Annotated in this window: 19 protein-coding genes and 1 riboswitch; of the genes, 8 read left to right on the top strand and 11 right to left on the bottom strand. The window is 74.5% G+C overall.

Annotation, left to right across the window (positions count from 1 at the left end):
• Positions 1–54 precede the first annotated feature (54 nt).
• Positions 55–1,836 carry a glycoside hydrolase family 15 protein gene (locus tag ACIRFH_RS16430; RefSeq protein ID WP_403521016.1) on the top strand — a complete coding sequence of 594 codons (1,782 nt, stop codon included), beginning with the start codon at positions 55–57 and terminating at the stop codon, positions 1,834–1,836.
• A gap of 5 nt (positions 1,837–1,841) precedes the next feature.
• Entirely contained in the window at positions 1,842–2,597 is a 756-nt protein-coding gene (locus tag ACIRFH_RS16425) for an SDR family oxidoreductase (protein ID WP_403521014.1), read from the top strand.
• Positions 2,598–2,709: 112 nt separating this feature from the next.
• On the opposite strand, the gene amaP is transcribed toward ACIRFH_RS16425, so the two are convergent.
• From amaP to ACIRFH_RS16400, 5 genes are read right to left on the bottom strand one after another with little or no spacing between them, the layout of a single operon-like run.
• A complete protein-coding gene (gene amaP / locus ACIRFH_RS16420; RefSeq protein ID WP_403521012.1) occupies positions 2,710–3,297 on the bottom strand; it encodes an alkaline shock response membrane anchor protein AmaP in 588 nt (195 codons plus the stop codon).
• Complete coding sequence (locus ACIRFH_RS16415; RefSeq protein WP_403521010.1) at positions 3,294–3,947, bottom strand: DUF6286 domain-containing protein; 654 nt, start codon at positions 3,945–3,947, stop codon at positions 3,294–3,296. Before ACIRFH_RS16415 ends, amaP begins: the two co-directional genes overlap by 4 nt.
• Positions 3,944–4,327 (bottom strand): Asp23/Gls24 family envelope stress response protein, encoded by a 384-nt coding sequence (locus tag ACIRFH_RS16410; RefSeq protein WP_403521008.1) that lies wholly within the window; start codon positions 4,325–4,327, stop codon positions 3,944–3,946. The genes ACIRFH_RS16415 and ACIRFH_RS16410 overlap by 4 nt, the downstream gene beginning before the upstream one ends.
• Positions 4,324–4,509, bottom strand: a complete 186-nt coding sequence (locus ACIRFH_RS16405; protein WP_403521006.1) for a hypothetical protein — start codon at positions 4,507–4,509, stop codon at positions 4,324–4,326. The genes ACIRFH_RS16410 and ACIRFH_RS16405 overlap by 4 nt, the downstream gene beginning before the upstream one ends.
• Positions 4,510–4,537: 28 nt before the next feature.
• Positions 4,538–4,999: an Asp23/Gls24 family envelope stress response protein gene (locus ACIRFH_RS16400; protein ID WP_403521004.1), complete on the bottom strand. Its 462-nt coding sequence runs from the start codon at positions 4,997–4,999 to the stop codon at positions 4,538–4,540.
• Between the two features lie 84 nt (positions 5,000–5,083).
• Between ACIRFH_RS16400 and ACIRFH_RS16395 the strand changes: the two genes are divergently transcribed.
• A complete protein-coding gene (locus ACIRFH_RS16395) occupies positions 5,084–5,833 on the top strand; it encodes a nucleopolyhedrovirus P10 family protein (RefSeq protein WP_403521002.1) in 750 nt (249 codons plus the stop codon).
• A 313-nt stretch (positions 5,834–6,146) separates the two neighbouring features.
• Here the strand turns inward: ACIRFH_RS16395 and ACIRFH_RS16390 are convergent, their stop codons facing one another.
• The 6 genes from ACIRFH_RS16390 to ACIRFH_RS16365 form a co-directional block, all read right to left on the bottom strand.
• Entirely contained in the window at positions 6,147–6,950 is an 804-nt protein-coding gene (locus ACIRFH_RS16390; protein WP_403521000.1) for an enoyl-CoA hydratase/isomerase family protein, read from the bottom strand.
• Positions 6,951–7,104: 154 nt separating this feature from the next.
• Positions 7,105–7,326, bottom strand: a complete 222-nt coding sequence (locus tag ACIRFH_RS16385; RefSeq protein ID WP_018567695.1) for a helix-turn-helix domain-containing protein — start codon at positions 7,324–7,326, stop codon at positions 7,105–7,107.
• Between the two features lie 335 nt (positions 7,327–7,661).
• Complete coding sequence (locus ACIRFH_RS16380) at positions 7,662–9,260, bottom strand: ABC-F family ATP-binding cassette domain-containing protein (RefSeq protein WP_403520998.1); 1,599 nt, start codon at positions 9,258–9,260, stop codon at positions 7,662–7,664.
• A 265-nt stretch (positions 9,261–9,525) separates the two neighbouring features.
• Positions 9,526–10,953, bottom strand: coding sequence for a hypothetical protein (locus ACIRFH_RS16375; RefSeq protein ID WP_403520995.1), 1,428 nt, complete (start codon positions 10,951–10,953; stop codon positions 9,526–9,528).
• A 168-nt stretch (positions 10,954–11,121) separates the two neighbouring features.
• A complete protein-coding gene (locus ACIRFH_RS16370) occupies positions 11,122–12,252 on the bottom strand; it encodes an alpha/beta hydrolase (protein ID WP_403520993.1) in 1,131 nt (376 codons plus the stop codon).
• Between the two features lie 650 nt (positions 12,253–12,902).
• Positions 12,903–13,574, bottom strand: coding sequence for a class II aldolase/adducin family protein (locus ACIRFH_RS16365; RefSeq protein WP_403520991.1), 672 nt, complete (start codon positions 13,572–13,574; stop codon positions 12,903–12,905).
• A 236-nt stretch (positions 13,575–13,810) separates the two neighbouring features.
• Here ACIRFH_RS16365 and ACIRFH_RS16360 point away from each other — a divergent pair, with 236 nt between their 5' ends.
• The 5 genes from ACIRFH_RS16360 to cobN all read left to right on the top strand — a co-directional run bounded on the left by ACIRFH_RS16360 (position 13,811) and on the right by cobN (position 21,875).
• Positions 13,811–15,067, top strand: a complete 1,257-nt coding sequence (locus ACIRFH_RS16360) for an anion permease (protein WP_403520989.1) — start codon at positions 13,811–13,813, stop codon at positions 15,065–15,067.
• A gap of 34 nt (positions 15,068–15,101) precedes the next feature.
• A complete protein-coding gene (locus tag ACIRFH_RS16355; protein WP_403520988.1) occupies positions 15,102–15,323 on the top strand; it encodes a hypothetical protein in 222 nt (73 codons plus the stop codon).
• A gap of 187 nt (positions 15,324–15,510) precedes the next feature.
• Positions 15,511–15,593, top strand: a riboswitch (cobalamin riboswitch).
• A gap of 128 nt (positions 15,594–15,721) precedes the next feature.
• Positions 15,722–16,723 (top strand): cobalamin biosynthesis protein, encoded by a 1,002-nt coding sequence (locus ACIRFH_RS16350; protein ID WP_403520986.1) that lies wholly within the window; start codon positions 15,722–15,724, stop codon positions 16,721–16,723.
• On the top strand, positions 16,720–18,228 hold the full coding sequence (locus ACIRFH_RS16345) for a cobyric acid synthase (protein WP_403520984.1): 1,509 nt from the start codon (positions 16,720–16,722) through the stop codon (positions 18,226–18,228). The genes ACIRFH_RS16350 and ACIRFH_RS16345 overlap by 4 nt, the downstream gene beginning before the upstream one ends.
• Complete coding sequence (cobN, locus tag ACIRFH_RS16340) at positions 18,225–21,875, top strand: cobaltochelatase subunit CobN (RefSeq protein ID WP_403520982.1); 3,651 nt, start codon at positions 18,225–18,227, stop codon at positions 21,873–21,875. The genes ACIRFH_RS16345 and cobN overlap by 4 nt, the downstream gene beginning before the upstream one ends.
• The last annotated feature ends 92 nt before the right edge of the window (positions 21,876–21,967 follow it).

Below are 21,967 nucleotides of genomic sequence, written 5' to 3'. Positions count from 1 at the left end.
CGGCCGCCGGTCCGGAACCGATTGCTCCGCCACCGGCCGGGAAGACGCAATCCCGTGCACCCCCGCATCGAGGACTACGCGCTCATCGGCGACCAGCAGACCGCGGCCCTGGTCTCCGCGGACGGCTCCGTGGACTGGCTGTGCCTGCCCCGTTTCGACTCCGCCGCCTGCTTCGCCAAGCTGCTCGGCGACGAGGACAACGGCCACTGGCGCATCGCCCCCGTGGGCGCCGGGCGCTGCACCCGGCGTGCCTACCGCCCCGACACCCTCGTCCTGGACACCGAGTGGGAGACCGCCGACGGCGCCGTCCGGGTCACCGACTTCATGCCGCAGCGCGACCGCGCCCCCGACCTGGTGCGCGTCGTGGAGGGCCTGCGCGGCGAGGTCACCGTGCACAGCGCGCTGCGGCTGCGCTTCGACTACGGCTCGATCGTGCCGTGGGTGCGCCGGTCCGACGGTCACCGGGTGGCCGTCGCGGGACCGGACTCCGCGTGGCTGCGCAGTGAGCCGGAGGTGCACAGCTGGGGGCAGGACTTCGGGACGCACGCGGAGTTCACGGTCGCCGAGGGCGAGAAGGTCGCGTTCGTCCTCACCTGGCACCCCTCGCACGAGCCGCGCCCGCCGCTGATCGACCCGTACGAGTCGCTGGAGCACAGCGTCGAGGACTGGCGTGCCTGGGCCGCGCACTGCCGCTACGACGGTCCGCACCGGGACGCCGTGGTCCGCTCCCTGATCACGCTGAAGGCGCTCACCTACCGGCCGACCGGCGGCATCGTGGCCGCCACCACCTCGCTGCCCGAGGAACCGGGCGGCGTGCGCAACTGGGACTACCGCTTCTGCTGGCTGCGCGACTCCACGCTCACGCTCGGCGCCCTGCTGTCGGCCGGGTACCTGGAGGAAGCCGAGGCCTGGCGCGACTGGCTGCTGCGCGCGGTCGCGGGCAACCCGGCCGACCTGCAGATCATGTACGGCCTGGCGGGCGAGCGGCGGCTGCCCGAGTCGGAGCTGCCGTGGCTGCCCGGCTTCGCCGGGTCGTCGCCGGTACGCATCGGCAACGACGCCGTGAACCAGCTCCAGCTGGACGTGTACGGCGAGGTCATGGACTCCCTGTCGCTGGCCCGGCTGGCCGGCATGCGTCCGCAGCCGCAGATGTGGGAGCTCCAGTGCGCGCTGATGGACTTCCTGGCCACGGCCTGGCGGCAGCCGGACGAGGGGCTGTGGGAGGTGCGCGGCGGACGCCGGCAGTTCGTGCACTCGAAGGTGATGACCTGGGTGGCCGCCGACCGGGCGGTGCGCACCCTGGAGGACCACCCGGAGCTGGGCGGCGACCTGGACGGCTGGCGCGCGCTGCGCGAGGAGGTGCACCGGGAGGTGTGCGAGAAAGGCTACGACCCCGAGCGCAACACCTTCACCCAGTCCTACGGCTCGGCGGAGCTGGACGCCGCGCTGCTCCTCATCCCCCGGGTGGGTTTCCTGCCGCCGGACGACCCCCGTGTCGTCGGCACGGTCGACGCGATCGGCGAGGAGCTGACCCGGGACGGCCTGATACGCCGCTACAGCACCGAGGGCCCGCCCGTGGACGGTCTGCCGGGCGGCGAGGGCACCTTCCTGGTGTGCTCGTTCTGGTACGCGGACGCCCTGGGCGCGACCGGCCGGACCAAGGAGGCCCGGGAGCTGTTCGAGCGGCTGGTGGGGCTCGCCAACGACGTGGGACTGCTGGCCGAGGAGTACGACCCGGTGGCGGGCCGTCAGCTCGGGAACTTCCCGCAGGCGTTCAGCCACATCGGCCTGGTGAACACCGCCCTCGCCCTGTACGGGGACGAGGGGGCAGGATAGGAGTCATGGATCTTGGACTGAAGGACCGGGTGTACGTCGTCACCGGAGCCACCCGTGGCCTGGGCAACGCCGCCGCGCGCGAGCTGGTCGCCGACGGCGCGAAGGTGGTCGTCACGGGGCGGAACGAGAAGAGCGTCGCGGACGCCGCGTCCGCGCTGGGCCCGGACGCGGTGGGCGTGGCCGCCGACAACGCCGACCCCGAGGCCGCCGCCCGGCTGGTCGCGGCCGCGCGTGAGCGTTTCGGACGCTTCGACGGGGTCCTGATCAGTGTGGGCGGGCCGCCGCCCGGCTTCGTCGCCGACAACACCGACGAACAGTGGCGGTCCGCGTTCGAGTCGGTCTTCCTCGGTGCGGTGCGGCTGGCCCGCACGGCGGCCGCCGAGCTGGACGACGGCGGCGTGATCGGCTTCGTGCTGTCGGGGTCCGTGCACGAACCGATCCCGGGCCTGACCATCTCCAACGGCCTGCGGCCGGGGCTGGCGGGCTTCGCCAAGTCCCTCGCCGACGAACTGGGCCCGCGCGGCATCCGCGTCGTCGGCCTGCTGCCGGGCCGCATCGACACCGACCGGGTGCGCGAGCTGGACGGCCTGTCCGCCGACCCGGAGGCGACCAGGGCGGCGAGCGAGTCCCGCATCCCGCTGCGCCGCTACGGGGCTCCCGAGGAGTTCGGCCGTACGGCGGCGTTCCTGCTGTCGCCCGCGGCGTCGTACGTGACGGGTGTGATGCTGCCGGTGGACGGCGGGGGGCGGCGCGGCTTCTAGACCTTCTGGGCCCGGGCCTTGGTCCGGGCCTGCTGGGTCCGGGCCTGCTGGGTCCGGGCCTGCTGGGCCGGTGAGCGACGCCCGGGTGCCCGCGCCGGCGGCCGGGCGTGCGTCAGCTGACCCGTTCGGCGTGGTGTCTGACGCCGTGGAGGCGTACCTCCGCCGGCAGGGCCGTGAGACCGGCCGATTCGCGGGCGTGGGTGAGGGCGCGCGCGGTGAGGTCGTCCAGCGCGGTGCCGGGGTCGACGTGGGGGGCCAGCCGCAGCCGGACGCGGGCCCGCGGGGCGTCGCGCCGCCCGGTGAGCCGGACCTTGACCCGTTCGACCCCGTCCACCCGGTCGGTCTCCCGGGTGAGGACGTCCTCCAGGGCCCGGCCGCGCAGCACCGCGCCCTCGCCGTCGCCGGTGTCGACGAGGACCTCGGAGAGCCGACGGCGGCGCAGCACCGCGACGAGCCACCACAGGGCGAGCAGCAGCAGGACCGCGAGCGCGGCGATGAGGGCCGGCCACCACCAGCCGGCGTCCCGCCAGCGGGTCCGCTCGGCATCACCGAGGAGCACGTCGTGCGGCCCCTGGTGCACCCACCAGGAGGGCGGCGACACGTCGAACCCCACCGCGAGGACGGCTCCGCCCACGGCGAGCAGGACCAGGCCCACGAGGCCGAGCAGCACACGGTCGACGGTCCTGAGCACGGATCTCACCCCTTCCGTCCCGGCCGCGCCACCCGGACCGACACGGCGGGCGGCCGGGCCAGGCCCAGCCCGCGCACCGTGTCGTCGAGCACGCCGTCCAGATCGGCTCGTACGTCGTCCAGTTCCCTGAAGTGCGCGAGCGCGCGCACCCTGGCCTTCCTGCGGCGCATCCGCACGCGCGCCGACTGCACACCGGCGACCTCCACGGCCCGGTCGCGCAGCGCCGCGGCGGCGGCCTTCCGGTGCAGTCCCGCGCGGACGTCCGGGTGGGTGCGCCGCATCGGCAGCATCCTGCGCAGGCCGGGCGTGAGCGCCAGCACCAGCAGCCAGAGGCCGAGGGCGGCGGCGACGCCGGCGCCGACCCGCACCCAGGTGTCGTCGAGGGGCCGTTCGGCGAGCTGCCGGGCCAGCTCCCGGCGCCAGCCCAGGGCGGAGCGGCCGGCGCGGACGGCGACGACGTCGTAGAGGAAGGCGCCCGCGGCGACCAGGAGCAGCAGGGCGACGATGCCGGCGGGGACACGGCGTGCCGACCAGAAGCGGCCGCGCGGTCCGCGTTCGCCCTCGGGCAGGGGCTGCGGCCCGGACGCGGTGCCGTCCGTCTTCCTCTCCATGACGGGCAGGTGCTGCGTGCTGCCCTCGGAGCCCTGGGGTTCGCTCATCGCGTCCTCCGCTGTCGCGCGCCGTACTCCGCCGCCAGGTGCAGCCGCTCCACCTCGACGCCGACCTCCGGCACCGCCATGCCGGCCAGTCCGCGTACCTGTTGGACGACGTGGTGGCGCACCTGACCGCAGCGGGCACCGATGTCGCAGGGGTAGTCGAGTTCGACGTGGACCCGCACCCGGGCGGTGTCGTGGTGGACGACGACGGTGGCGTACGGGCGCTCGGCGTCCGGATGGAGCACCCCGAGCGCCTCGCGGGCCGCCCGGGCGGCGATCTTGGCGACGACCCGGTCGGCGATCCGCGTGGCCCCGCGCTCGCCCGCGGGGACCGGCACCGGGGCTTCACGGACCTCGCCGGGCCCTTCGCTCACGCCGGTCACCGCCGCCGGTCGTCACGGGAGCGGAACAGGTCGCCGAGGTCCATGTCCCCCTCCAGGAACCGGCCGGCGACGAACCCGACGGCACCCAGGGCCGCCACCAGCAGGAAGGCGCCGAACCCGCCGAAGTACCCGGCGAATCCCAGCGCCATCCCGGCGATCATGCCGACCACCGCCATGCTCATGGTGCGCTCCCCTCAGTCCGCGTTCCCGTCACTTGATCCGCGGCTCTTCCTGCTCCTCGTCCTCTTCGTCCGGCAGTTTCACGTCGCTCACCGCGATGTTGACCTCGACGACCTCGAGGCCGGTCATCCGCTCCACCGCCGCCACCACGTTCTCCCGTACGTCCCGGGCCACGTCGATGATCGACACGCCGTACTCGACGACGATCTCCAGATCGAGCGCCGTCTGCTTCTCGCCGACCTCGGCCTTCACACCGCGCGTCACCGACCTGAACCCGCCCGGCACCCGGTCCCGTACGGCACCGAAGGTCCGCGACATCCCACTGCCCATGGCGTGCACACCCGCGACATCACGTGCCGCCATCCCGGTGATCTTCTCCACGACGCCGTCGGCGATGGTCGTCCGGCCGCGGGCTCCGGGGTCGCCGCCTCCGCGCCGGACCCCCTGTGCCCTGCCGGTCTCCAGCGTGTCCTTCTCCGTCACATCGCTCATGGCCGCACGTCCCTTCGGTCGTCGTTCTCACCACCGTAAGCACGGTGCCGCAATCGCGCGCCGTGGATGCGGCAGGCTGAAGGAATGACAACGCCTGATCGGTGGACGCGGACGGTACGGGAGCAACTGGGGCTCGGCAGGCTGCTGCCCCTGGGCGGGCCGCGGGACGGCGCGTGGGTCGCCGAACGCGCGGCACGGGAGGTGCTGCTGGCCGCGGCCCGGGGCGTGCCGGGCGTCCGTCCCGGGCGTCTGCGCATCGCCCACGCCGCCCCGGAGGAGAGCCGAGAGCCGGTCGTGCCGGCGCCGCCGAGCGCGCTGCCGCCCGGTCCGCTGCGGGTGACGGCCGACTTCGCGGCATCGGCGGCCGAGCCCGTGCCGGCCGCGGCCGGCCGCCTGCGCGCGGCGCTGGCCGAGGCGGCGACGCGCCGGGTCGGTCTGACGGTGACGGAGGTCGACCTCCGGGCGACGGACCTGCTCGACGCGGCACCGGAGCCGGCCCCCGGTGCCGCGCCGGAGCCGGGGCCCGATGCCGAAGCCGCGGGCCGCCCGGTGGTCCGGGTGGAGGCGGACGGGACGGACGAGGGCCGCGCGGCGGGCGCCGCGCTGGCGGTCCCCGGCGTACGGGGGCTGACCGACGCGCTGGGCCGTCCGGTGCACATCACGGAGCAGGACACCGGGCGGGAGGCGGCCCTGCCGCGCCGCCATGTCCGGGTGGAGCTGGCGGTCGGCGCGGACCGGCCGGCCGCGGAGGTGGCCCGGGCGGTACGGGCGGCAGTGGCCGCCGCCCTGCCGGACCGTCCCACGGTGGCCGTCCTGGTGACGGCGATCGGCTGACCGCGCCGGGCGGAGCGAGCGGGACCGGCCGGGCGGGACGGCGGGGCGTGCCGCGGACGTGAGGGCGGCACGTTCCCGTGACGGTCCGAGGGCGGCGGGACGACGCCGGTCGCCTGCACGCCCTCCCCAGGACGCGCTCACACGGAGCGTGCCCGCCGCCCCGGCGCGCATCCCTCCGGGGTACGGCCGGGCCGCACCGGTCCCGTGGGTCCGGGACCGCGTGACCGCTTCGGCCACCGGCGGCGGACACGGCGTCGCGCTCGCCCGTACCGGCGGGAGCCGTGGGTGTCCCGCTCGGCCCGCCGCCGAAGGTTCAGTCGCCGAGTCCCGCCAGGTCGCGCAGCCGGCGTCCCTGGGCGGCGCGCTCCGCGGCGCGCTGGGCCTCGTAGTCCCGGCTCCGGGCGCCCTGCAGCAGCGCCTTGGTCTCGACGACCGCGTCGCGCGGCGCGGACAGGATGGCGGTCACCAGGTCGTGCACGGCGCCGTCGAGCTGGTCCGCGGGCACGGCGAGGTTGGCGAGGCCGGTGCTCACGGCCTCCTCGGCCGCGACGAACCGCCCGGTCGCGCAGATCTCCAGCGCGCGGGCGTACCCGACCAGGGACACCAGGGGATGCGTGCCCGTCAGGTCCGGCACGAGGCCGAGGCTGGTCTCGCGCATGGCGAACTGCACGTCGTCCGCGACGACCCGCAGGTCACAGGCGAGGGCCAGCTGGAAACCGGCCCCGATGGCGTGTCCCTGCACGGCGGCGACGGACACGAGGTCACTGCGCCGCCACCAGGTGAACGCCTCCTGGTACTCGGCGATGGTCCCGTCCAGCTCGGCGTCGCCGCCCCGGGCGAGGTCGATGAACGACGGTTCACCGTCGAAGCCCTCGGGCGTGAACGCCTGCCGGTCGAGGCCGGCCGAGAAGGACTTGCCCTCGGCCCGCAGCACGACGACCCGGACGGAGCCCGGCAGCAGCCGGCCCGCCTCGGTGAGCGCGCGCCACAGAGCGGGGCTCTGCGCGTTGCGCTTGGCGGGGTTGGTCAGCGTCACCGTGGCGATCGCGTCGTCGACGGTGAGCCGCACGCCGTCCTTGTCGAGTGCGGGACCGGGGTCGTGGGCGGGCGAAGCCATGGGGCGCCTCCGAAGGGTGCGGTCGTCGTCCCCGCCGTGCGCCGGCTGCCACGCCGTACCACGACAGAGCTGAGTGACTGCACAGTAACCACCCGGCCGGCCGGACGACCGACCGGGTGGCCACCATCGGAGCCGAGGGGCCACCCGGGGTGGATCAGGCCGATGCGGCCTTCTTGCCCCGGGTCGCCCCGCCACGCCCTCGGAGCGTGACGCCCGACTCGCTGAGCATGCGGTGCACAAAGCCATACGAGCGGCCGGTTTCCTCGGCCAACGCCCGGATGCTCGCACCGGCGTCGTACTTTTTCTTCAGGTCTGCCGCGAGCTTGTCGCGCGCGGCGCCGGTCACCCGGCTGCCCTTCTTCAGAGTCTCGGCCACCCGTGCCTCCTCATGGGAAGTGCGCTCTGGTCTCCTCATGATCACCCCTCAGGGGTCTCATGGCCACCCATTCGGCAAGGTCGATGAGACAAGGTGGTGACGACAGGAGCGCGTCCCCACATACGGAATACACAATTCCAAAGGTTCGCGCGCCTGCGGCCGAACGATTTCCCTGGTGAAACCGCAGGTCAGAAAGACAAGGCGGCCGGGGCCTCCATCGTGGAGGCCCCGGCCGCGAAATCGATGTAGGACACACCTCATGATGAGGAGATCTCACACAGATGGTGGATCACGGATCGGCCGAATGATCCATACCCAGTGGATCATCCGTTCGATCAAGCGAGGGCGACGAGATCCGCGTAGTCGGAACCCCACAGGTCCTCGACGCCGTCCGGAAGCAGGATGATCCGCTCCGGCTGGAGCGCCTCGACGGCGCCCTCGTCGTGGGTGACGAGCACGACCGCGCCCTTGTAGGTGCGCAGCGCGCCGAGGATCTCCTCGCGGCTGGCCGGATCGAGGTTGTTCGTCGGCTCGTCGAGCAGCAGCACGTTCGCCGAGGAGACCACGAGGGTGGCGAGCGCCAGGCGGGTCTTCTCGCCGCCGGACAGGACCCCGGCCGGCTTGTCGACGTCGTCACCGGAGAACAGGAACGAACCGAGCACCTTGCGGACCTCGACGAGGTCCATGTCGGGCGCGGCGGAACGCATGTTCTCCAGGACCGTGCGGTCCGGGTCGAGGGTCTCGTGCTCCTGCGCGTAGTAACCGAGCTTGAGGCCGTGGCCGGGGACGACCTTGCCGGTGTCGGGCTCCTCCACGCCGCCGAGCAGGCGCAGCAGGGTGGTCTTGCCGGCGCCGTTGAGACCGAGGATGACGACCCGGGAGCCCTTGTCGATGGCCAGGTCGACGTCGGTGAAGATCTCCAGGGAGCCGTACGACTTGGACAGGCCCTCGGCCATCAGCGGGGTCTTGCCGCAGGGCGCGGGCTCCGGGAAGCGGAGCTTGGCGACCTTGTCGGACTGGCGGACCGCCTCCAGGCCGGACAGCAGCTTGTCGGCGCGGCGGGCCATGTTCTGCGCGGCGACCGTCTTGGTGGCCTTGGCGCGCATCTTGTCGGCCTGCGAGTGCAGGGCGGCGGCCTTCTTCTCGGCGTTGGCGCGCTCGCGCTTGCGGCGCTTCTCGTCGGCCTCGCGCTGCTGCTGGTAGAGCTTCCAGCCCATGTTGTAGACGTCGATCTGGGAGCGGTTGGCGTCCAGGTAGAACACCTTGTTGACGACCGTCTCGACCAGGTCGACGTCGTGGGAGATCACGATGAAGCCGCCGCGGTAGGTCTTCAGGTAGTCCCGCAGCCAGACGATGGAGTCGGCGTCGAGGTGGTTCGTCGGCTCGTCGAGCAGCAGCGTGTCCGCGTCGGAGAACAGGATCCTGGCCAGCTCGACCCGGCGGCGCTGACCGCCGGAGAGCGTGTGCAGGGGCTGGCCGAGCACGCGGTCGGGCAGGTTGAGCGCGGCGGCGATGGTGGCGGCCTCGGCCTCGGCGGCGTACCCGCCCTTGGTGAGGAACTCCGTCTCCTGGCGCTCGTACTGCCTGAGGGCCTTCTCCCGGGTGGAGCCCTGGCCGTTGGCGATGCGCTGTTCGTTCTCGCGCATCTTGCGGATCAGGGTGTCCAGGCCGCGGGCGGAGAGGATGCGGTCGCGGGCCAGCACGTCGAGGTCGCCGGTGCGCGGGTCCTGCGGGAGGTAGCCGACCTCGCCGGAGCGGGTGACGGTGCCGCCGGCGGGGATGCCCTCACCGGCGAGGACCTTGGTGAGGGTGGTCTTGCCGGCGCCGTTGCGGCCGACCAGACCGATGCGGTCGCCCTTGGCGACGCGGAAGGTGGCGTTTTCGATGAGGACGCGGGCACCGGCGCGCAGCTCGATGCCGGAGGCGGAGATCACGGACAGACTCCAGGGCGGGTGGTTGACGGGATGGGCGGCTGAGGACGTTTCCCGCCGTCTAATGCGCGAGGAGAATGGCCATGGGGCCAGTCTAACGGGACCGTGCAACCACTTTTCCCGGGCGCCGGTCCCGCCGGGCCCCGGGCCGCACGGTCCGCCGGGCCGCGCGGCCCGGCGGGCGGCATCCGGGGCTTCGGGACGTACGCGCCCGAGATCCGGGGCCGGCGTCCGGCGCCCGGACCACCGCGCGGGGACCAAGCTCCGTTCAGCTGCCTCCCGTGTGCACCTGGAACGCGGCCCGGCGGACGGCCTTGGCCAGGGCCGGGTCGGGGTGGGCGGCGGCGAGGGCGACCAGGACCTGGACGGTGCGCGGGTGCCCGACGGCGCGGACCTCGTCGAGGAGGGCCGGGACGGTGGGCTGCACGGCGGACTCCAGATGCCGGACCAGCAGCGGGGCCTCGCCGTGGTCGGCCACGGCGGCCGCGGTGTCGACCCACAGCCAGGTGGCCTCCTGGCGGGTGAGGACCTCGTGGGCGTCCTCGGGGTCGGCGCCGTCGTGCTCGGCCAGCCACAGCAGGGCGTACGGGCGCAGTGTGGGCTCGTCGAGCACGGCGCGGACGTCGGGTTCGGCGGGGGCGCCGACGACGCGCAGCGCCTCGAAGGCGAGGCCGCGCAGCAGGGCGTCCTCGCCGCGGGCGGCGGCGAGCAGCTCGGTGACGGCGCTGCCGACGGGGCGGGCGGCGAGCCAGGCCCGGTACTCGGCGCGGGCCGCGTTCGGGCGGAGCCGGGCGCAGCCGCGGAGCATGTCCTCGGCCGACTGCTCGATGTTCCCGGCGGGGCTCTGCGCGGCCACGCAGATCTGCTCCAGCTTGATCCAGACCGCCCAGCTGCCCAGCGGGGTGAGGGTGGCGTGGCCGTCGCCGCAGGTGAGGGCGCCGACGGAGGCAAGGGCGTGCAGGGCCCAGTCGAGCAGGGGGGCGAGCGGGGTGCCGTCGGCGCCGGCCGCGGGCTGCTGGGGCTGCGGGGCCTCGGGGGTTCCCGGTTCGAGCCGGGGGCCGTAGGGGACCTCGCAGCGCTCGGTGCGCAGTTCGGTGACGCGCTGCTCCAGCAGGTCCAGGAGCTGCGCCACGGGGACGGGCCCGGCGGACAGCTGGAGGAAGGAGAGCACCTGGGGCATCGCGGAGACGACCTCGGCGACGGCGGCGGGCTCGTGGCCGTCGGGCTCGGGGTGGGCGAGCGACCAGGCGTCGAAGAGGGCGACCCAGCCGCGCAGGACGGCGCTGTCGTCGCGGTTCCAGGCGCGCAGGCGCCAGCCGGGGCGGGCGGTGCCGCCGTGGACCTCGATCAGGCCGGCGAGGCGGGCGGTGTCCCAGTCGGCACGGACCTCGGCCACGGTCAGACCCAGCTCGCGGGCCGCGTGTTCGGCGGTCGTGTCGGACAGGGTGGCCTTGCCGTCGGCGGTCGCGCTGCCGCGGCCGGGGCCGAGGGCGGCGTCGGCCCAGCGGGCGATGCGGGCGGCGTCGGCCAGGCCGGAACGCGCCATGCGGGCCAGTTCCGACCGGGCCGGTGTGCCCTCCGGGGGGCGCGGTGCGGCGCGGTGCGGGCGCCGCTGGTTCATCGCTCTGGGGGCGGCGGCCAGGGGTCGCGGACGGACGAGTCGAAGCCTGGAGTCGCGCGGAATACGGGACGTCACGGGTGCAGTCTTCCGGTTGACGGTCCGAAAACCCAAACGGAATGCCCGGGGCGGCGACGGGAGCGGCCGGCGCGGGGCCTCGGCAGGCGGCCCGGGCGGTGGAACCGGCCACCGGTACGGCCCTGAACGGAACCTGCGCGGCGCGGGTCGGGGCGGGGCCCGCCGGGGTCAGACGAGGGGGGTCATGAAGCGGCGCAGGGTCTCTTCGTAGGAGTCGGGATCGGCGTTCCACATGGCGCCGTGCGGGGCGCCCGGGACGGTGTGGAGGGAGACCAGGTTCCGGTGGGCGTCGGCGAAGCGGCGGGTGAAGCGCCAGGGGGCGACCGTGTCGTCGGGGCCGTGGAAGACGAGGGCCGGCACCGTGAGCGGCTCGCGGCCGACCTGCTCGGCGGAGCCGTCGGCGTGCAGCCCGGCACGGCCCTGCGCGGCGCGGACCGCGAGCGGCAGCAGCACGCCGGGCGTGTGCCGGGCTGCGGCCAGGGCGCGCAGGGTGGTCTCCCAGCTGAGGACCGGGGAGTCCAGGACGAGCCCCGCGATGCGGTCGCGGGCGGCGGAGCGTGCGGCGGTGCGCAGGGCCATGGTGGCGCCGGTGGACCAGCCGAGCAGGACGATCTGGCGGGCGCCGTGGTCGAGGGCGTAGTGGACGGCGGCGTCCACGTCGCGCCACTCGCTCTCGCCGAAGTGGTGCAGGCCGTCGGGCGAGGGCGGGGCGCCGGCGTCGCCGCGGTAGGCGAGGGCGAGCACCGGGACGTGCCGCTCGTGCAGGGGGGCCATGAGGTTCAGGGCGTGTTCGCGGGTGGTGCCCAGGCCGTGCACGGCGATGATCCAGGTGGGGCGGGCGCCGGGTACGAACCAGGCCGGGAGCGGGCCGAGTTCGCCGGGGACCTCGACGTCGGTGTGGTCCAGGCCGAGGGCGGTGCCGGGCGTGCCGACGTGCAGGTTGGGCGTGAGCCAGGCCTTGTCGCCGGCGCTGAAGGTGCCGTGTGTGACGCCTTCGAGGCGGCGTACGACGGTGTCGGCGCCGTGCTGGGCGCCGTTCAGGACCGGGCCGACGATCGCGTGGGACGCGTCGCCCGCGAGGCCGTAGCGGCCGGGGCGCAGCGCGGCCAGGTCCCGGGTGAGGGTGATCTGCCCGGCGGCGGTCCCGTGCACGGTGAGCCGGGGTTCGGTGGGCAGGGGCCGGCCGGGGGGCGCCTTGAGCGCGGCGTCGCTGGCCAGCCGGCCGGCGGCGACGCTCGCCGCGCCGGCCGCCGCCAGGGCTGCGGTGACTGCGGCGGCCGTTGCTGTGACAGTGCGCATGGGGCCAGTCTCCCGGTGGAGTCCGTGGGCGGCCAGCGGACGGACGGCACGGAGTGACGTCGCCCGGCCGGGCCCGGGGCCGTGGGCCGACCCGACTGCCGGTACCCCCGAACCCGCCCCGTAACCATCGCGCGCCCCGTCCCAGGGCGCCGTCGCCCCGGACTCCGCGCACCGCCCCCGCACCGGGCACGCCCGCCACCGGCCTCCGGCCCGGCCCCGGCACCCGACGGCCTTCGGCCGGCCGGAACACCCGTCGGCCGCGGCATCCGCCCGCGGCCGTCCGCCGGCCGGGCTCCCCGCCGCCCGGCCCACCGCCACGGGCGCCGCCCGGCCCGCGGGCCTCCTGGGCTCCCCGGCGGACGCCCGCCACCGGCCGGGCGCCGACGGAGCGGAGGCCGTGTGCGAGCCCGCCCGCGCTCCACTGTTCCCCCTCCCCCGGTCGGCCCGGCGGACGCCCGCCCGCCCGGTCGCGCGGTGCTCGGCGCGAGGGCGCGGCGGCGCGAAGGCGCGGCGGCGCGAAGGCGCGGCGGCGCGGCGGCGCGAAGGCGCGAGGGCGCGGCGGCGCGAGGGCGCGAGGGCGCGGCGGCGCGAGGGCGCGAGGGCGCGGCGGCGCGAGGGCGCGAGGGCGCGGCGGCGCGGCGGCGTGGTCGTCAGGTCGGCCGGCCGTAGCCGCGCAGGCGTTCCGTCACCTCGTCCAGCTGGGCCGGGGTCAGCAGGGAGGGGGTGTGGCCCGGGACCGAGGAGGCCGTCAGCCACAGGCGGCACATCCACTCCAGCTGGGCGGTGCGGTCGTAGGCTTGGTCGAGGGTGGCGCCGTAGGTGATCGTGCCGTGGTTGCGCAGGAGGCAGCCGGTGCGGTCGGTGAGGGCGGTCAGCACGGCGCGGGCGAGTTCGTCGGTGCCGTAGGCCGCGTAGGGGGCGACCCGGACGGGGCCGCCGAGCGCGGCGGCCATGTAGTGGACCGGTGGCAGCTCGGGGACGAGCAGCGAGACCGCCGTCGCGTGCACGGCGTGGGTGTGGACGACGGCCCGGGCGTCGGTGGTGCGGTAGACGGCGAGGTGCATGGGCAGCTCGCTGGTGGGGGCCAGCGTGCCGAGCACCTGCCGGCCGTCGAGGCCGACGCCGGTCACGTCGCCGGGGGCCAGACGGTCGTAGGGAACGCCCGAAGGGGTGACCAGCACCGTGTCGCCGACCCGCACCGAGACGTTGCCGGAGGTGCCGACCACCAGCCCGTCGGCCACCGTCCGCCGGGCCGTCGCGACGAGCGCCTCCCAGGCCTCGGACTCCTCCGCGGACACCCGTCCGGCCTTCGATTCCGTCACAGTCCACGCCTCCCGCCGGGCGTCCCGCACGCCCCTCGCCGCGCCGCGGTCCGGCGCCTCGCGGCGATCCTGCCAGGCGCCTTTCCGGAGAGCGTCGGCACGGGCACGCAGCGCAGGCGTTCGCGGAGGTCACGGCGCCGTTTCCGGTCACCATGACGCCCGGTCCAGTTCATCTTCCGTTCACTCTGGTTACCTACGTTCAACGCGCCAATGACCTCGAACGATTGCCTGGGTAAATGGAAAGCTTCTCGCTGATCCTCGCGATTGTGGTGGTGACCGCACTCGCGTTCGATTTCACGAACGGTTTCCACGACACCGCGAACGCGATGGCAACGACCATTTCGACCGGTGCGCTCAAGCCCAAGGTGGCGGTGGCGATGTCCGCCGTCCTGAACCTTGTCGGCGCCTTCCTCTCGGTGGAGGTCGCCAACACGATCTCCAAGGGTCTCGTCGACGAGACCGGTATCCGTCCCGAGGTCATCTTCGCCGCGTTGGTCGGCGCGATCCTCTGGAACCTGCTGACCTGGCTGGTCGGGCTTCCGTCCAGTTCCTCGCACGCCCTCATGGGCGGCCTGATCGGCGCCGCCGTCGCCTCGGCGGGCGTCGGCTCGGTCCACGGCGACGTGCTCGTCACCAAGGTGCTGCTGCCGGCCGTCGCCGCCCCGATCGTCGCGGGCGTCGCGTCGATGCTCGCCTCCCGGCTGACGTACTCGCTCGGCCGCAGGGCCGACGGCAGGGCCGCGGAGAAGGGCTACCGCGCCGGGCAGATCGCCTCGGCCGGCCTGGTCTCGCTCGCCCACGGCACCAACGACGCCCAGAAGACCATGGGCATCATCACCCTCGCCCTGATCGCCGGCGGCTCCCTCGCCCCCGGCTCGAACCCGCCCGTGTGGGTCATCCTGTCCGCGGGCATGGCCATCGCGCTCGGCACCTACCTCGGCGGCTGGCGCATCATCCGCACCATGGGCAAGGGCCTGACCGACCTCCAGCCGCAGCAGGGCTTCGCCGCCCAGACCAGCGCCGCCACGGTCATCCTGGCCTCCTCCCACCTCGGCTTCTCCCTCTCCACCACGCACTCGGTCTCCGGCGCGGTCATGGGCGCGGGCCTCGGCCGCAAGGGCGGCGTGGTGCACTGGTCCACGGCCACCCGCATGTTCGTCGCCTGGGGCCTGACCCTGCCGGCCGCGGCGCTGGTCGCCGCGCTCGCCGAGTGGGTGTGCGGCTTCGGGGACTGGGGCACGGCGCTCGTGGCGGTCTTCCTGGTCGCCGCCAGTTTCGCGATCTGGCGGATCTCCCGGCGCGAGGTCGTCGACCACACGAACGTCAACACGGGCGACGAGCCGGCGCCCGAGCCGGCCGGTGTGGTGACCACGGCGATCGCCGCCGTGACCCCGCCCCCGGCGGGCCCGGGCCAGGAGCTCACCGCCACCGTCGCGGCCCCGGCCGCCGCTCCCTCCGGCACCAAGGCCCCGTCGGCCGCCACCCCCGTCTGAGCCCGCGTCCCGGGTACGAAGGAAGAGAACCGCCATGACAATCGACTGGGCAGCCCTCGGCTCCGTCTTCGGGGTCAGTCTCGTGGCCACCGTGGGTCTCGTGGCCCTGTTCACCCTCGGCATCGCCGGCCTCTCCCGCCAGGAGCGGGCCGCCGCCCAGGGCGGTTCCGCGGCGCTCGCGGTCACCGGTGCCTACGCCTGCTTCGCGGCCTGCGCGGCGGCGGTGGCGTACGGGATCTATCTGATCGTCGCCTGACCCGCCGGGCACACACCGCGTGCGCGGGGCGCGGGACGGACTCCACCGTCCCGCGCCCCGCGCTTTTCCCGTGCCGGCGCGCACCACCCGCGTGTGGGCCTCCGCACACTCCCCCGGCGCAGGTCAACAGCAAGTTGACGGGTGTTCGCGGGCCGTGGTGGACTGCCGGAGCCATTACGGCGGCAGGAGAGGAAGCCGGTGCGAGTCCGGCGCGGTCCCGCCACTGTCACCGGGGCGGTACGCAAGTACGGCCCCGGGAGCCAGGAACTCTCGCCGCCGATTTCGTCGAACCAGGGCGTGGACACCCTGAGTGAGGACATATCGCCATGCGCGGCTGCCGTTCCCGGCTCACCAGCGACGCACTTCCGCTGCCCCTCCTTCCCACGGCCGGCTGAGCCGTGCGCGCCGAACGCGTCTTCGCGTACGGCGCCGCCGCCGGCCTTCTCGGCGACCTCCTCCTCGGCGATCCGCGCCGGGGGCACCCGGTCGCCGCGTTCGGCCGTGCCGCCGGTGCCGTGGAACGGGTGCTGTGGCGTGACCACCGGGGCCGGGGCGCGCTGCACACCGCCGTGTGCGCCGGTGGCGCCGTCGCCCTGGGGGCCGTGGCCGCCCGCGCCGTCCGCCGCTCCCCCGCCGCCTCCGTCGCGCTGACCGGCGCGGCCACCTGGGCCGTCGTGGGCGGAACCTCGCTGGCCCGCGAGGCCCGCGCGATCGGGCGGGCGCTGGAGGCCGGGGACGTCGAGGCGGCCCGGGCCCGGCTGCCGCACCTGTGCGGGCGGGACCCGCAGGCGCTGGACGCCGACGGGATCGCCCGGGCCGTCGTGGAGTCCGTCGCCGAGAACACCTCCGACGCGGTCGTGGGCGCCCTGGTGTGGGGTGCCGTGGCGGGAGTCCCCGGGCTGCTCGGCTTCCGGGCCGTGAACACCCTGGACGCCATGGTCGGCCACAAGTCCCCGCGGTACCGGCGGTACGGCTGGGCCTCGGCCCGGCTCGACGACGTGGCGGGCTGGCCGGGCGCCCGTCTGACCGCCGTCCTGACCACCGTGGCCGGCGGCGCCCCCCGGGGGGCCGTGCGGGCCTGGCGTGCCGACGCCGCGCAGCACCCGAGCCCCAACGCCGGTCCCGTGGAGGCGTCCTTCGCGGGCGCCCTGGGCGTGCGGCTCGGCGGGACGCTCTCGTACGGCGGGCGCGTCGAGCACCGGCCGGTGCTCAACGGGGCGGCGGGACGCGCCGTCCGGGCCGGCTCCGGCGACATCGAGCGGGCCGTACGGCTGTCCCGGCGCGTGGGCTGGCTGGCGCTGGGCGTGTGCGCGGGCGCGCGGCTGCTCGTCCGCGGGGTCGGAGGGGGCGGCGGGATCAACGGGATCAATGGAGTCCGTGGGAAGGGACGTACGTCATGAACGGTGGCCTCCTCGTCGCCGGCACCACCTCCGACGCCGGCAAGAGCGTCGTCACCGCCGGGATCTGCCGCTGGCTGGTGCGGCAGGGCGTGAAGGTGGCGCCCTTCAAGGCGCAGAACATGTCCCTCAACTCGTTCGTGACGCGGGAAGGCGCCGAGATCGGGCGGGCGCAGGCCATGCAGGCGCAGGCGTGCCGCGTCGAGCCGACCGCGCTGATGAACCCGGTGCTGCTCAAGCCGGGCGGCGAGCAGAGCAGCCAGGTCGTGCTGCTCGGCAAGCCGGTCGGGGAGATGAGCGCCCGCGGCTACCACGGCGGGCGGCAGCAGCGGCTGCTCGGCACGGTGCTCGACTGTCTGGCCGAACTCCGGGGTACGTACGACGCGGTGATCTGTGAGGGGGCGGGCAGTCCGGCCGAGATCAACCTGCGCCGGACGGACATCGTGAACATGGGGATCGCCCGGGGCGCCGGGCTCCCCGTCCTCGTCGTCGGCGACATCGACCGCGGGGGCGTCTTCGCGTCCTTCTTCGGCACGGTGGCGCTGCTCTCCCCCGAGGACCAGGCGCTGGTCGCCGGGTTCCTCGTCAACAAGTTCCGGGGCGACGTCTCGCTGCTGGAGCCGGGGCTGGAGATGCTGCACGGGCTGACCGGGCGGCGCGCGTACGGCGTGCTGCCGTTCCGGCACGGGCTCGGCATCGACGAGGAGGACGGGCTGCGGGTCTCTCTTCGGGGGACGGTGCGGGAGTCGGTCGTCGCCCCGCCCGTCGGCGAGGACGTGCTGCGGGTCGCGGTGTGCGCGGTGCCGCTGATGTCCAACTTCACGGACGTGGACGCGCTGGCCGCCGAGCCGGGTGTCGTGGTGCGGTTCGTGGACCGGCCGGAGGAGCTGGCCGACGCGGACCTGGTGATCGTGCCGGGGACGCGCGGGACCGTGCGGGCGCTTCGGTGGCTGCGGGAGCGGGGACTCGCGGACGCGATCGCGCGCCGGGCCGCCGAGGGGCGGCCGGTCCTCGGGATCTGCGGCGGTTTCCAGCTCCTCGGTGAACACATCGAGGACGAGGTCGAGTCCCGCGCCGGACATGTCGACGGACTCGGACTGCTGCCCGTGCGGGTGCGGTTCGCCCGCGAGAAGACCCTCACGCGGCCGGTGGGCGAGGCCCTCGGCGAGCGCGTCGAGGGGTACGAGATCCACCACGGGGTCGCCGAGGTGCTGGGCGGCGACGCCTTCCTGGACGGCTGCCGGGTCGGCCGGACCTGGGGCACGCACTGGCACGGTTCGCTGGAGTCGGACGGCTTCCGGCGGGCGTTCCTGCGCGAGGTGGCCGCCGCCGCGGGCCGCCGCTTCGCGCCGGCCCCCGACACCTCGTTCGCCGCGCTGCGCGAGGAGCAGCTCGACCGGCTCGGCGACCTGATCGAACAGCACGCGGACACGGACGCGCTGTGGCGGCTCATCGAGTCCGGCGCGCCACAAGGACTGCCCTTCATTCCACCGGGAGCGCCCGCATGAGCACAGTGTTGTTGTTGTCGACCGCCGACACGGACCTGTTGGCGGCCCGCGCGTCGGACGCCGCCTACCGGATCGGCAACCCGACCCGGGTCGACGTCCGCGAGGACCTGCCGGGACTGGTCGAGGGAGCCGACCTCGCCGTCGTCCGCCTGCTGGGCGGCAAGCGCGCCTGGGAGGACGGGCTGGCCGCGCTGAAGGCGTCCGGGATCCCGACCGTGCTGCTCGGCGGCGAGAGCGTGCCGGACGCGGAGCTGATGGCCGAGTCGTCGGTGCCGGCCGGGGTCGTGGCGGAGGCGCTGCGCTACCTGGTCGAGGGCGGCCCCGACAACCTCACCCAGCTCGCCCGGTTCCTGTCGGACACGGTGCTGCTGACCGGCGAGGGCTTCGACGGGCCGCGGAAGATGCCGGAGTACGGCGTCCACGGCTCGCGGTCCTTCGTCGAGGGCCGCCCGACGGTCGGCGTGCTCTTCTACCGCGCCCACCACCTCAGCGGCAACACCGCCTTCGTGGACACGCTGTGCGACGCGATCGAGGCGCGCGGCGCCAACGCGCTGCCCGTGTACTGCGGTTCGCTGCGCGGCGCGGACGCCGGGCTGTACGAGCTGCTGGGCCGGGCCGACGCCCTGGTCGCCACCGTCCTCGCGGCGGGCGGCACCCACGCGTCACAGGCGTCCGCGGGCGGTGACGAGGAGGCGTGGGACATCGGGGCGCTGGCCGACCTGGACGTGCCGGTGCTGCAGGGGCTGTGCCTCACGTCCTCCCGCGCCGCCTGGGAGGCGTCCGACGCGGCGCTGTCCCCGATGGACGCGGCGATGCAGGTCGCGATCCCGGAGTTCGACGGCCGCCTGATCACCGTGCCGTTCTCCTTCAAGGAGCAGGGCGCCGACGAGGTGCCGGTGTACGTGGCCGACCCCGAGCGGGCCGGGCGGGTCGCCGGGATCGCCGTGCGGCACGCGGCGCTCAAGCACAAGCCGAACGCCGACAAGAAGCTCGCGCTGGTCTTCACCGCGTACCCGACCAAGCACTCCCGCGTCGGCAACGCCGTGGGGCTGGACACCCCGGCGTCCGCCGTGCGGGTCCTGGACGCGCTGCGGGACGCGGGGTACGGGGTCACCGGGTACCCGTCCGGGGGCGACGAGTTGATCCACCGGCTCATCGAGGCCGGCGGGCACGACGTCGAGTGGCTGACGGAGGACCAGCTGGCCGCCGCGCCCGCGCGGGTGCCGCTGGCCGACTACCGGGCGTGGTTCGAGAAGCTGGACCCGGAGCTGCGGGACGCGATGCGGGAGGCGTGGGGTGAGCCGCCGGGGTCGCTGTACGTCGACGGGGACGACATCGTGCTGGCCTCCCTCCAGTTCGAGAACGTCGTCGTCATGATCCAGCCGCCGCGCGGCTTCGGCGAGAACCCGATCGCGATCTACCACGACCCGGACATGCCGCCGTCGCACCACTACATGGCGGCGTACCGGTGGCTGGAGAACAGTTTCGGCGCCGACGCGATCGTGCACATGGGCAAGCACGGCACGATGGAGTGGCTGCCGGGCAAGGGCCTCGGCCTGAGCGGCGGCTGCGCGCCGGACGCGGTGCTGGGCGACCTACCGCTGATCTACCCGTTCATCGTCAACGACCCCGGCGAGGGCACCCAGGCCAAGCGGCGCGGACACGCCACGGTCGTCGACCACCTGGTACCGCCGATGGCCCGCGCCGACACCTACGGCGACCTGGCCAAGCTGGAGCAGCTGCTCGACGAGTACGCGCTCGTCTCCGACCTGGACCCGGCGAAGGCGCCCGCGGTCCGGGCGCAGATCTGGACCCTCGTCAAGGCCGCCGAGCTCCACCACGACCTGCACGTGGACGACCAGCCGGACGACGACGCGTTCGACGAGTTCGTCATGCACATCGACGGCTACCTGTGCGAGATCAAGGACGTGCAGATCCGCGACGGCCTCCACATCCTCGGCGGCGGCCCGGTCGGCGAGCCGCGCGTGAACCTGGTGCTGGCGGTGCTGCGCGCCTCGCAGGTGTGGGGCGGTCAGGCGAACGCGCTGCCGGGTCTGCGGGCGGCGCTGGCCTCGCATTTCGGGCTGGTGGAGAAGGAACTGCTGGCCGAGCCGGGCGCGCCGGTGAAGGCGCCGGTGGAGCTGACGGACCTGGTGGACGGTCCGGGGCGGTCGGCCGCCGACGCGATCGACCTGCTGGAGCAGCTGTGCCGGCGGTTCGCCGAGGGCATGGAGGCGCGGGACTGGGACACCGCGGCGGTACCGGGTCTGGTGCGAGAGGTGCTCGGCGCCGAACTGCCCGACGCGGTGGCCGTGCTGGAGTTCGCCTGCCGGGAGGTCGTGCCGCGGCTCGCGCGGACGACGGACGAGATCGGGCACATCCTGCGCGCCCTGGACGGCGGTTACGTGCCGGCGGGACCCTCCGGTTCGCCGACGCGCGGGCTGGTCAACGTCCTGCCGACCGGCCGGAACTTCTACTCCGTCGACCCCAAGGCGATCCCGTCCCGGCTGAGCTGGGAGGTCGGGCAGTCGCTGGCGGACTCGCTGGTGCAGCGGTATCTGCAGGACACGGGCGAGTACCCGAAGTCCGTCGGCCTGACGGTGTGGGGCACCTCCGCGATGCGCACCCAGGGCGACGACATCGCCGAGATCCTGGCGCTGCTGGGCTGCCGTCCGGTGTGGGACGACGCGTCGCGGCGGGTGACAGGCTTCGAGGTGGTGCCGCTGGAGGAGCTGGGACGGCCGCGCGTCGATGTGACGGTGCGGATCTCCGGGTTCTTCCGGGACGCGTTCCCGCACGTCGTCGGGCTGATCGACGACGCGGTGCGGGCGGTGGCGGAGCTGGACGAGCCGGCCTCGCAGAACTTCGTGAAGGCGCATGCCGACGAGGACACCGCCGAGCACGGCGACCGGCGGCGGGCCACCGCACGCATCTTCGGTTCCAAGCCGGGCGCGTACGGGGCGGGTCTGCTGCCGCTGATCGACGCGCGGAACTGGCGCAGCGACGCGGACCTCGCCGAGGTGTACGCGGTGTGGGGCGGCTACGCCTACGGGCGCGGGCTCGACGGGCGTGCGGCGCGCGGCGACATGGAGACGGCGTTCCGGCGGATCGCGGTGGCGGCGAAGAACGTCGACACGCGTGAGCACGACCTCGTCGACGCCGACGACTACTTCCAGTACCACGGCGGGATGGTCGCCATGGTGCGGCACCTGACGGGGGCGAGTCCGGAGGCGTACGTCGGGGACTCGGCCGTGCCGGACCAGGTGAGAACAAGGACCCTGGGTGAGGAAACCCACCGCGTTTTCCGCGCCCGGGTGGTCAATCCGCGCTGGATGAGCGCCATGAGAAGGCACGGCTACAAGGGTGCTTTTGAGATGGCGGCAACCGTCGACTACCTCTTCGGCTACGACGCCACGGCCGGGGTCGTGGACGACTGGATGTACGAGAAATTGTCGGCGGAGTACGTGTTCTCACCTGAGAACCATGAGTTCATGCGGCAGTCCAACCCGTGGGCGTTGCGTGGCATTACGGAACGCCTGCTGGAAGCGGCAGACCGTGGCCTGTGGGCGGAGCCGGACCAGGAGACCCTGGACCGGCTCCGGCAGACCTACCTCGACCTTGAGGGAGACCTGGAGGGAGACGAGTGATCTCCCTGGACACCCCCGCGTCGGCGGGGAGCAGGCCGCGATGCGGCGTCACGGCTACAACGGCGCCGGACCACCCCCGCGTCGGCGGGGAG

It is taken from the genome of Streptomyces sp. NPDC093586, assembly GCF_044764905.1.
Taxonomy (GTDB): Bacteria; Actinomycetota; Actinomycetes; order Streptomycetales; family Streptomycetaceae; genus Streptomyces.
The sequence above is the reverse complement of the archived record's forward strand: the minus strand, read 5'-3'. Positions and strand labels throughout refer to the sequence as shown.